The 245-nt window shown below is 49.0% G+C and carries 1 protein-coding gene; it reads right to left on the bottom strand.

Features of this window, described 5'->3' with window-relative positions; all coding sequences use genetic code 11:
• A partial coding sequence (locus tag F1003_RS16270) for a TonB-dependent receptor plug domain-containing protein (RefSeq protein ID WP_155090381.1) occupies positions 1–245 on the bottom strand: 245 nt, incomplete at both ends.

The raw sequence follows: 245 nt of genomic DNA on the forward strand, positions 1-245 counted from the left end.
CTCCACCCCATTCACCTGAGTTTCCATCTCTTCTCTGGCTATTGTCCATAGGCACGCCGTTAATTACAAAAAGAGGTGTTCCGGCTGAGAAACTGGCCATACCTCTTAGTAATATCCTCGCCGAAGAACCTGGCCCTCCACTCGTTCCGCTAATATTCAAACCTGCTACACGACCTGCCAATGAGTATGCTACATTTGTTTCACGCGCTTTGGTCATTTGTCCGCCGTCAATGGTTGTTACCGCA

The sequence above is a fragment of the Winogradskyella ouciana genome, from assembly GCF_009709615.1.
In the GTDB taxonomy this organism is placed as follows: Bacteria; Bacteroidota; Bacteroidia; order Flavobacteriales; family Flavobacteriaceae; genus Winogradskyella; species Winogradskyella ouciana.